At 34.5% G+C, this 10,009-nt stretch carries 11 protein-coding genes; 9 read left to right on the top strand and 2 right to left on the bottom strand.

Annotated features, from left to right (window positions below; translation table 11 throughout):
- The 6 genes from ACR65M_RS25420 to ACR65M_RS25395 form a co-directional block, all read left to right on the top strand.
- The coding region (locus ACR65M_RS25420) for a metallophosphoesterase family protein (protein WP_440274784.1) at positions 1–775 on the top strand (775 nt) is incomplete at its 5' end.
- A gap of 4 nt (positions 776–779) precedes the next feature.
- Positions 780–3,797, top strand: a complete 3,018-nt coding sequence (locus tag ACR65M_RS25415) for an ATP-binding protein (protein ID WP_440274783.1) — start codon at positions 780–782, stop codon at positions 3,795–3,797.
- Positions 3,798–3,875: 78 nt separating this feature from the next.
- Positions 3,876–4,820: a 3'-5' exoribonuclease YhaM gene (gene yhaM, locus ACR65M_RS25410; protein WP_440274782.1), complete on the top strand. Its 945-nt coding sequence runs from the start codon at positions 3,876–3,878 to the stop codon at positions 4,818–4,820.
- Between the two features lie 101 nt (positions 4,821–4,921).
- Positions 4,922–5,764, top strand: coding sequence for a hypothetical protein (locus ACR65M_RS25405; protein WP_440274781.1), 843 nt, complete (start codon positions 4,922–4,924; stop codon positions 5,762–5,764).
- A gap of 86 nt (positions 5,765–5,850) precedes the next feature.
- On the top strand, positions 5,851–6,210 hold the full coding sequence (locus tag ACR65M_RS25400) for a YtxH domain-containing protein (protein ID WP_341332487.1): 360 nt from the start codon (positions 5,851–5,853) through the stop codon (positions 6,208–6,210).
- Positions 6,211–6,319: 109 nt separating this feature from the next.
- Entirely contained in the window at positions 6,320–6,898 is a 579-nt protein-coding gene (locus ACR65M_RS25395; RefSeq protein ID WP_440274780.1) for an HTH-type transcriptional regulator Hpr, read from the top strand.
- Between the two features lie 7 nt (positions 6,899–6,905).
- Here the strand turns inward: ACR65M_RS25395 and ACR65M_RS25390 are convergent, their stop codons facing one another.
- Complete coding sequence (locus ACR65M_RS25390) at positions 6,906–7,247, bottom strand: DUF1878 family protein (protein WP_341332486.1); 342 nt, start codon at positions 7,245–7,247, stop codon at positions 6,906–6,908.
- A 250-nt stretch (positions 7,248–7,497) separates the two neighbouring features.
- On the opposite strand from ACR65M_RS25390, the gene ACR65M_RS25385 reads away from it, so the two are divergent.
- Complete coding sequence (locus ACR65M_RS25385; protein WP_341332485.1) at positions 7,498–8,037, top strand: DUF3267 domain-containing protein; 540 nt, start codon at positions 7,498–7,500, stop codon at positions 8,035–8,037.
- A gap of 129 nt (positions 8,038–8,166) precedes the next feature.
- Positions 8,167–8,346 carry a hypothetical protein gene (locus tag ACR65M_RS25380; protein ID WP_099362463.1) on the top strand — a complete coding sequence of 60 codons (180 nt, stop codon included), beginning with the start codon at positions 8,167–8,169 and terminating at the stop codon, positions 8,344–8,346.
- A gap of 292 nt (positions 8,347–8,638) precedes the next feature.
- On the opposite strand, the gene ACR65M_RS25375 is transcribed toward ACR65M_RS25380, so the two are convergent.
- A complete protein-coding gene (locus ACR65M_RS25375; protein ID WP_121447089.1) occupies positions 8,639–8,722 on the bottom strand; it encodes a YjcZ family sporulation protein in 84 nt (27 codons plus the stop codon).
- Between the two features lie 304 nt (positions 8,723–9,026).
- Between ACR65M_RS25375 and ACR65M_RS25370 the strand changes: the two genes are divergently transcribed.
- On the top strand, positions 9,027–9,881 hold the full coding sequence (locus ACR65M_RS25370; RefSeq protein ID WP_121447088.1) for a peptidylprolyl isomerase: 855 nt from the start codon (positions 9,027–9,029) through the stop codon (positions 9,879–9,881).
- Positions 9,882–10,009 lie beyond the last annotated feature (128 nt).

Below are 10,009 nucleotides of genomic sequence, written 5' to 3'. Positions count from 1 at the left end.
TCAAATTAATGAAAAAGTGTTAAATTTAATATGGATAGGTGTTTTATATATGTCTCATTTGGCTAGGTCAGTTCAGTATGCTCCGTTTTTGCTTTCTGACCTACAGAAAAAAGGATTTGACTATTGGGCTCTTGGACATATTCATACAAGGGAGATTTTAGCTGAAGACCCTCCTATTATTTATCCTGGCAATATTCAAGGTAGGCATAAAAAGGAAACAGGTGAAAAGGGTGGTTATCTCGTAAAACTTTCAAAAGCTAAAACAGAATATACATTTTTTCCAACATCCGACTTAGTTTGGGAAAATACGACCATCGATATTTCTGAGCTTACTAGTTTTGACCAACTTGTTGACAAATCACTTTCTCATCTTGAATCTCTCCGTAAAGAAACCCAAGGCTTATTTGTAACGATTGAATATATAGGAACCGGACCACTGCTAACACAACTTCAAGAGAATCCAATAAAAGAAGATCTCTTATCTCTTTTAAACGATGATATCTCAGAAAAGAATTTTGTCTATGTGGTGGGACTTAAACAAAATTTTCAAATACAGATCAATCGTCAAAAGTTAAAGCAGGATTCACATTTTTTTGGTGATTTATTGGAAAACATGGAAACCTATCAGGACTTTGATCATGCACTACTCCCTTTACGGAATAATCAAAGCTTCCGGAGGCATATTGATACTTTTACAAATGAAGAACTACAGGAAATACTTCATGATGCGGAGAACTTAATTCTACGAGAACTCTATTCTTCAAATAGGAGGTGACGATATGAAAATCATTGGAATTCAGGTCTATGGGTATGGAAAACTTGAAAACTTGGAACTCGGAGAGCTTTCTCCACATCTTCAGGTCTTTTTTGGTCAAAATGAAGCTGGAAAATCAACACTTATGTCGTTTATACATAGTATTTTATTTGGATTTCCAACGAAACAACAAAATGAGCAACGTTATATCCCTAAAGCAGGAGCCAAATATGGTGGAAAGCTCATTCTCCAAACTGACGAGTATGGAACAATTTTGATTGAAAGATTACCAGGTAAAGCCACAGGAGAAGTATCAGTATTTATGCCAGATGGTTCAGTTTACGGAGAAGAGTTTATATCAGAGCTCTTCCAAGGAATGGATAAAAACCTGTTTAAGAATGTTTATTCCTTTAATATTCATGGACTACAGGGTGTACATAATTTAAAGAGAGAGGACGTAGGAAGGTTTTTATTTTCTGCGGGGACAATTGGAACAGACGCCTTACTTGAATTACAAACTAAATTGGTGAAGGAAATGGATGGATTATATAAACCAAAAGGAAAGAATCCACCACTTAATATGGAACTTATCCGACTAAAGGAGGAACATGCAAAAGTTACGAAGTGGCAGGAGAAAAATAATGAATATGAATCTCTCCTGAACGAACAACAGCAACTCGAAAACGAACTTGTATCCTATGATTCCAAGATAAGTTCTTTAAAGCAAAAAATTCAAGAATCAGAAAAACTCCGATCCATTCAACCAATCGTAGAAGAATATCAAACATTACAAAATCGATTGCAAAGTTTACCAGTGTTTGAACCTTATCCCGAGGATGGGCTGAATCGCTTAGAACAACTGCAGGCGCAAATAAAACCGTATCAGGCACAATTAGCTGCTATAAATGGCCAAATTCTAGAATGGAACAAGGAAAAAAGTGAAATCAATTTTGCCAAACAATACATTGTTAACGAACAACGGATATTGGAATTGGTTGAAAATAAAAACCTATTTTATGAAAAAGAAAACAGATTTCAGCAAGTTACGATAGAACTTCAAGAGATAGAAGATGAATTAAATCAACTAATAGATCGAATAAATTTTACATTACCAGAGAAAGATGTTTTGAAATTAAATCTAAGCATTACTGCAAAAGATATGTTCTCTGAAGTTGTTTCTGAGACAGCACGACATAGGCAACAGAAGCATTTCTTAGATAACAGTTTTACACAAGTAAAAGAAGCTCTAGATAATAGCGAACAAAAGTTAAGAGACTTAAAGCAACAGGTGCTCCCAGAGGAACAACGAAAACGCTATGAAAAAAAGAAAAGCCAATATACTTCGAAGGAGAACCTAGAAAGTGAAAAGCTGTTAATTGAGGATGAGATAAAAAGAATTGATCAAAAAATGCAAAGAATGACAGCAAAAGAATCTGAAAACAAACAAAAGTATACTCGATTGTTTTATGGAATTGGTTTTACCTTATTGATTATCTCGGTTTATTTCTATGTTACAAAAGATTGGATAATTGGTGGGATATTAACTATCCTAGGTGCTCTCATGTGGCCAGTTGGGAAAACAGAAACTTCCCAGATGACATCCTCATTCATTCATGAACTCAAGGATGATAGAGAAAGATTAATGAAAAAGCTGGAGGCTATAAATGAGCAACTAACACATAGCAACTATTCAGATCATGAAGAGCTATCAGCAATACTTATTCGTGATAAGCACTTAATACAACAGATTGAAATTGAAAAAGCCACGCATCGACAAAATGAACGTGCATTAGATAAGGTATTTAAAGACTTTGAGGAATGGGAGAAAACAGAGTATTCCTTAGAGGAAAAAGCAACAAACATCAAGAAAACATATGGACTTCCACTGCAAATTTCAAATGAACGATTATTGGATGTTTTTCAAATTCTTGAAGCGATTAAGGAGAAAGCTTTAAATAAACAAAAGCTTTCTAAAGCAAAAGTAGATCTTCAAAATGAGATTTCTAACTTCCAATCTAAAATTTATACAGTTGCAAAACAGTTAAACATAGAAGACCGAAGTTCGATAAAAGTTGACCAGATGGCGATCCAATTGCAAGAAGAAAAAAAGAAATATGAACAGTTATTACAGATTGATGCGAAAATAAAGGATTCAGAAGAACAAATCTTAAAGCTTAGTTTGGAAATCGAGCATCTTCAAAAGGAAATTCAAGTTCTCTGGGATATTGCGAAAGTTTCGAATGAAGAAGAGTATCGGGCAAAGGGACAAGCAAATGATACCGCAAGAGAACTGAAAGAGCGAATGAATCTCCTAATGGCGCAACTAGAACGCTTTGGTAAGTTAGTTAAGATTTGTAATATAGAAACTGATTATGAAGTTCTAATTGAGGAGATGTCAGCTGAAACCACTAGACTTCATGCAATTGAAAAAGAAAGGCAAGGTCAACTGTCAGCTATAAACCATCGGATACAAGAACTAGAAGAAGGTGGAACCTACGCAGATTTACTTCATTCTTACGAGGCAAGTAATTCTTTAGTAAAAAACTATGCTAAAAACTGGGCAACACTATCAGTTGCAAAAGATATTCTAACTAAAACAGTAGACCACTATCGAACGCTCCGCTTACCTAAGGTAATAAAAAGGGCTGAGCATTATTTTTCTATTCTTACAGATAAGAAGTACAAAAGAATTTACCTTGACAATGAAGTCGATGGTTTTCTAGTCGAGAATAATAAGGGTGTACGCTATGAGCCGTCTGAACTTAGCCAGGCAACTTCAGAGCAATTGTATATTTCGCTCAGATTTTCGCTTGCTAATACGATGCATCCCAGTCAATCATTTCCATTTATTATTGATGATAGCTTTGTTAATTTTGATTCAGGTCGTTTATCAAATGTCATCTCTTTAATTAAAGAACTGTCAAAAGAAAATCAAGTCCTCCTATTTACTTGTCACCAACACGTTTTGGAAGGATTTGGTGAAGCAAAACCTATAATACTAAGTAATGAGGGTATCATAGAATACCAAAAAAGTATGCTATAATTTTTGTAAGAAATTTGTTATTTTCATAGTCCTCATTTTTTAGAAGTGAGAGTAAATAGATAAGCAGGGGGAGAAAATATGGTGAAGGGTATTGTTCATTATGAAGTGGGACAGCAGGTTGATGTATATTTATTTATTAAATCATCAACAAAAAGCATTGCAAGTAATGGAAAACCATTCTTAACTTTAGTATTTCAGGATAAAAGTGGAGAAATTGAAGCAAAACTTTGGGATGCAACACCTGAAGATGAGACTAACTATGCTGCTCAACAAATCGTAAGACTTGCTGGCGAGATTAATAGTTACCGAGGACGAAATCAGTTGAAAATCAGAAATATCCGACCTATAACTGATTTAGATGGGGTTACTATTTCCGATTTTCTTGAAGTTGCACCAGTACCGCAGGATGAGATGGCTTCAAAAATCACACAATATATTTTTGAAATGAACAATTCAAATATCCAGAGGATTACGAGGCATTTACTGAAAAAGCATCAAGCTGCCTTTTTTGAATATCCAGCAGCAACCAAGAACCACCATGAATTCGTGTCTGGCTTAGCCTATCATGTTGTCTCAATGCTTGACTTAGCTAAAGCAATTGCTCATCTATATCCATCACTTGATACGGACTTATTATACGCAGGCATCATTTTACATGACTTAGGCAAGGTTACGGAGCTGTCAGGCCCTATTTCAACAACATATACAGTAGAAGGAAATTTATTAGGCCATATTTCAATTATGGTAAATGAAATCGGACAAGCAGCAAAGGAGCTAGGTATTGAAGGTGAAGAAGTTACGGTATTGCAGCATATTATCTTAAGCCATCATGGAAAGGCAGAATGGGGAAGCCCTAAGCCACCAATGATTAAGGAAGCGGAAGTTCTACATTATATAGATAATCTTGATGCCAAAATGAACATGTTAGATCGTGCATTAGAACGTGTAAAACCAGGCGAATTCTCAGACCGAGTCTTTGCATTGGATAATCGAAGTTTCTATAAACCAACCTTTCATAAGTAATCAATCAAGACTCGACTCACTTTTTTTATGAGTCGAGTTTTTTTATAAATAGATTTTCATCATTTATGGAAAGCTATGTAAAAAAAAAGAGGTCCTGAAGAATGACAAAAGTAATACTTCTATTTTTTCTTTTTTTATTTGCATTTCATAATACAGCCATTGCGGTTACAAATGAATATGATGAGAGAGATAGCCCAATAAGCTTTAAAGTTGAAATGGTTCCTTGGGACATTGTAAATGAGATTCTTCCTAGAAAATCCTTCTTTACTATTATTGACGTTGAAACGGGCCTTCAATTTCGTGTGCAAAGAAGGGCTGGAAGCAGACATGCCGATGTTCAACCACTCACAATTGAAGACACAAAAATTATGAAAAGAATTTATAGCGGGAAATGGAGCTGGAAGCGAAGGGCGATTATTGTAAAATATGGAGATCAAATGATTGCCGCCTCAATGCACGGTATGCCACATGGTGCAGGTGCTTTAAAAAACGGCTTTCCTGGTCATTTTTGTGTGCATTTCTTAGGGAGTACCACCCACAGTTCAAAAGAACCAGATTTTGCTCATAAACTCATGTTATTAAAGGCGGGAGGCAGGTTAGACGATTACATTAATAATGCGGACCCGTATCACCTAATTGAAATATTTGTAGCCGGTATTAATCAATCGGATCGAAAAATAATCAAACAAACCTTTATGCCGAATTCAAAAAATAAGATGCTTTACAAAACCTTAAGTCAAATTACAATTTTTTCAATAACAAACATGTCCTATTTACCATTAAGCGATTTAAAAGGACTATTAAGTATGGAAATACCAGTTGAAGTCGAAATATACAGGGAAAATCAAGGGAAGGAACGAAAACGAATTGTTTTTGTACTGGTTCGGAATAGTATTGTTGACCGTTGGTATATCCAACAAAATGACTTATTACAGCAACTGTAATTTTGTAAAAAATATGAAGTTTGAAAAGGATTTCTTTAGTTTTTGTAGAATTCTGTAAATAATAGTTCTGATTTGGAGTGATTAAAATGACATCAACAAAGTCTCTATTAATTGGTGTATTAATTGGAAGTGTAATTGGTGGTGTATCCGTCCTTTTAAGTTCACCTACTTCAGGCAAGGAATTAAGAAAGGCGTTAAAAAATAATCAAAAACAAATCTCTAATTCCCTGTCTCAGGTTGTTTCCGATGGGAAATCCTTAACAGAACAGGTTTCTAGGTCAACGAAACAGGCGGTGAATACAATATCTGAGGTTTCTGGTGATATTAGTTATTTACTAAATCATTGGAAACAAGAGATTGAAGGTAATCAAAAAAATATTCAAAAAGAGCTTTCAGAAATAGAAAGCGCTTTAGAAAAACTAGAAAAAGCGGTTACAACCCCATAGAATCAAATTTTTTTCACCTAATTTAAAAATTTCGTAAATTTACATCTTTATTAATTTTTATTTTATTGGCATAATAGTAATAAGAGAAAATAGAAAAGTGGGTGAATCTATGAAACATGAAGAAAAAATGGCCTCCATCAAAGAAGCGCTCCTTTTTAGTCAGAGAATCGCACAGCTAAGTAAGGCATTATGGAAATCTATTGAAAAGGACTGGCAACAATGGATCAAGCCTTATGATTTAAATATTAATGAACATCATATTATTTGGATAGCGTATCATTTGAAAGGTGCTTCAATTTCAGAGATTGCTAAGTTTGGAGTTATGCATGTTTCAACTGCATTTAACTTTTCTAAAAAGTTAGAGGAACGTGGATTTTTACAATTTTCAAAAAAGGAAAATGATAAGCGTAACACGTATATCGAGTTGACACCAAAAGGGGAAGAAATCTTTTTGAAAATTGTGGAAAGCTATAATCCGAGTAAAAATGGAGTTTTGGAAGGAGCAATTCCACTTAAGAAGCTTTACGGAAAGTTCCCAGAAATCGTTGAGGTTATGAGCATTGTCCGTAACATATATGGAGACGATTATATGGAAATATTCGAGAAATCATTCCGAAATATTGAAGATGATTTTATTGAAGTAGATGGAAAGCTTTACAAACGAGTAGAAGAAAAAATAGAGTTGTAATCTGGAATTAGTTTATTTCGTTGAGTATCCCTTTAAACTCGTTCATTAAAGGGGTATATTTTCTTTCTTTAGCTAATACGTCGATTGTTGTTTTTGGATCTAAGTGGGGATGAAGCATCCCTACAAATTGAGTTAAAAGCGGCGTGAAACATATAAGTCCCTCCGCTTTTTGTTTTTTATATGTAATGCTCATTTCTTCACATAGTTCCAATAAGTCTTCGACGTCTTTTTTTGTTAATTTTGCTTCCATTATTAATTGATGAAACGGTGATAACTTATCCTCTAACAACGGTAAGATGAGCGACTGATAATATTCAAGTCGCTCCAAACGATCTTCAATTGACTCCATAGTTAACACCCCAGATACTTTTAGTTGAATGAATACTCTACGTTTATTTTTAAATAATATGCCCAAAAATAGCGAAAAAAGTCGAAAAAACATGTATTTTATCGTTCTTTTGGATACCTATTGCATTTTTGTTAGAAACAAAGTAAAGTAGTTTAGTAAGTTTAGAGTAACTAAATTAAAAAAAATTTTACTTCGATTTGGATGCGACTTCCAATTATTTACTTCTTATGATTGTGGATGGTGATTTTGTATGACATGTTGGAAAACCATTAATCTTTCAAAGGATTATGGATTCCATCGAATTGTATTGGTATCCTTGATATCAATGTTCATTGCATTTATTCTTTTTTATTTGCCAATGAATCTTCTGTATTCTTCAATTAAACTAAATGAAGATGGATCAATTTATTTTTTATTAGCTTTATTGTTGATTTATCCATTACATGCAACCTTGCATGTTTTACCCTTTTGGGTAACTGGTAAAAAAATAAAAGTAACATTTAAATGGTTGTATGGAATTATTCCAGTTGTTTCTACTCGTTCAAAAGATGCACTTTCTAAGCCGTTTATCATTTTAGTAATGAGTACACCATTTTTATTGATTACTACACTTATGCTTGGTGCGTGTGTTGCATTTCCGGTCTATATTCATTATTTTTCCATTATTGCAGCGATCAATTTTGGGCTATGTGTTCCTGATTTTATCTATTTAGGTCAGTTTATTAAGGCACCAAGATCTTGTACTGTTGAAGAAGTAGAGGATGGCTATGATATTTTAATTCATAAATAAACTTTATTCATATGAAATTTTGGAGTAATGAATAAAGTTGAGCCTTCTGGGAGTCTTAGATTTTCATGATTGAACAAATCTAGGGGAAAAATGCTACGGCATATTTGATTTTAGATGGGGGGATGAGGAGTGCTCTTATTTTATATTCCATTTGCTGCTTTTATTTTGTTTTACATTAATCAAATGACTTACCGGCTATGTGAGCAAAAAGAAATTCCTGATGACCGCCAGCCAAAAGTTTATCGAACAATTAATATTTTGATTACCATTTTACTTATTTCCTCCTATGTAGAGGTCTTGTTTACGTAAATGGAAAAAGGATGACCGATTTTTCGGCCATCCTTTTTCTTATTTGAGAATGTTTTTATTTTGTCTAGCTAAAGGGCCAGGCCCCTCTCTGGTCAAGTCAACCTGTCAATAAGGATAAAAGGCATCCTTCTAGCTAGCTTTTCTTTTGCTTGTCGGACCTGCACAGGACAGGAAAGACTTCGGCAGCATATACATCGCACGAAGAAAATGCAAAGCATTTTCGAGGAAGTGCTGACGTCCACGTTAGCAACAGGACGTGGCTAACGTGGACAATCAATAAGCTAAGCTTTTCTTAGAACCAAGCAGCACCAACGATGATTAGAAGGATGAATAACACGACAATTAGCGCGAATCCACCAGCGTATCCGTGACTCATAGTTACACCTCCTATATCTTAGTACGGTATTTTATGCGAAATCATTTGTGAACGAATAGGCGATTGTCACGCCTTTAGGAATTCTTTTTCACAATCAACTAAACTTTTGAACTTGAAAGGCAAAAGCCTTTTATTCAGTTCACTATATCCTATTCGCATAAAGCCTATATGACTGTGCGAATGTCCCAGATTTTTGAATAATCTTGCGAAAATGTTTTCTTTCTTTTTTAAAAGTATGTTATAGTAATTTTTGTACCCTTGGACAAACCGTATATAAAAATTGTACATAGTAGGAGTGTGTGTAATGAAAAAATCAATAATTGCTTTAACTGCTGCTGTAGGTATTCTTGGTCTAAGTGCATGTAACAATGCCGACGATTCAGCAGTACTTGTAGAAACAAAAGCTGGAAATGTTACAAAAGACGAATTATATAATGCCATGAAGGATCAAGCAGGCGCAGTGATCCTTAAAGATTTAGTTTATACTAAAGTATTATCAGAGAAATATGAAGTAACAGATAAAGAAATAGATGCAAAATATGAAGAAATGCAAGCTGCTCTAGGTGCCCAGTTTGATGCCATTGTTGAGCAAAATGGTGAGGAATTCGTACGCGAACTTCTTAAATCAGACATGTTAAAAGAAAAAGCTGCATTGGAAGAAGTTGAAGTAAAAGAAGGCGAAGTGGTTAAAGCAAGCCATATTTTAGCTCAAGTTCCACAGGATGCAACAGAAGAGCAAAAAGCAGACGCTAAAAAGAAAATTGAAGAAGCGAAGGCTAAGCTTGACAAAGGTGAAAAATTCGAAGATGTAGCAAAGGAATATTCTGAAGATGGTTCTGCTCAAAATGGCGGGGACCTTGGTTGGTTTGGAAAAGGACGTATGGTTCCTGAATTTGAAGAAGTTGCCTTTACTCTTAAAGAAGGCGAAACAAGTGATATTGTTGAGTCACAATTCGGTTATCACATCATTAAAGTAACTGGAACAACTGAAGGTTTTGATAAGATGGAACAAGAGAAAAAGGACGAGATTCGCAAGGCTTTACTTCAAGCAGACCAAGCTGCTCTTCAAACTGCTTTAGACAAAGCAATTGATAATGCAGATGTAAAAATTAAAGATAAAGATTTTAAAGATTTATTTGAAGCGCCTGCTGCAGAATAATGAGAAAGGACCGTTTTTAAACGGTCCTTTCAGACTGTAGACAAACTCGAAAAATTTCGAGTTTGCCTACAGTCTTTTTTAATTTACAATATTTATAGAGAATATTAGGGGTGATGGGAAAATGATGT

It is taken from the genome of Ferdinandcohnia sp. SAFN-114, assembly GCF_059415045.1.
The sequence above is the reverse complement of the archived record's forward strand: the minus strand, read 5'-3'. Positions and strand labels throughout refer to the sequence as shown.

What these genes read in the sequence shown, in the direction of transcription:
- ACR65M_RS25415 (WP_440274783.1), top strand. Translation starts at nt 780, where the DNA reads ATGAAAATCATTGGAATTCAGGTCTATGGGTATGGAAAACTTGAAAAC.
- yhaM (WP_440274782.1), top strand. Translation starts at nt 3,876, where the DNA reads ATGGTGAAGGGTATTGTTCATTATGAAGTGGGACAGCAGGTTGATGTA.
- ACR65M_RS25405 (WP_440274781.1), top strand. Translation starts at nt 4,922, where the DNA reads ATGACAAAAGTAATACTTCTATTTTTTCTTTTTTTATTTGCATTTCAT.
- ACR65M_RS25400 (WP_341332487.1), top strand. Translation starts at nt 5,851, where the DNA reads ATGACATCAACAAAGTCTCTATTAATTGGTGTATTAATTGGAAGTGTA.
- ACR65M_RS25395 (WP_440274780.1), top strand. Translation starts at nt 6,320, where the DNA reads ATGAAACATGAAGAAAAAATGGCCTCCATCAAAGAAGCGCTCCTTTTT.
- ACR65M_RS25390 (WP_341332486.1), bottom strand. Translation starts at nt 7,247, where the DNA reads ATGGAGTCAATTGAAGATCGTTTGGAGCGACTTGAATATTATCAGTCG.
- ACR65M_RS25385 (WP_341332485.1), top strand. Translation starts at nt 7,498, where the DNA reads ATGACATGTTGGAAAACCATTAATCTTTCAAAGGATTATGGATTCCAT.
- ACR65M_RS25375 (WP_121447089.1), bottom strand. Translation starts at nt 8,722, where the DNA reads ATGAGTCACGGATACGCTGGTGGATTCGCGCTAATTGTCGTGTTATTC.
- ACR65M_RS25370 (WP_121447088.1), top strand. Translation starts at nt 9,027, where the DNA reads ATGAAAAAATCAATAATTGCTTTAACTGCTGCTGTAGGTATTCTTGGT.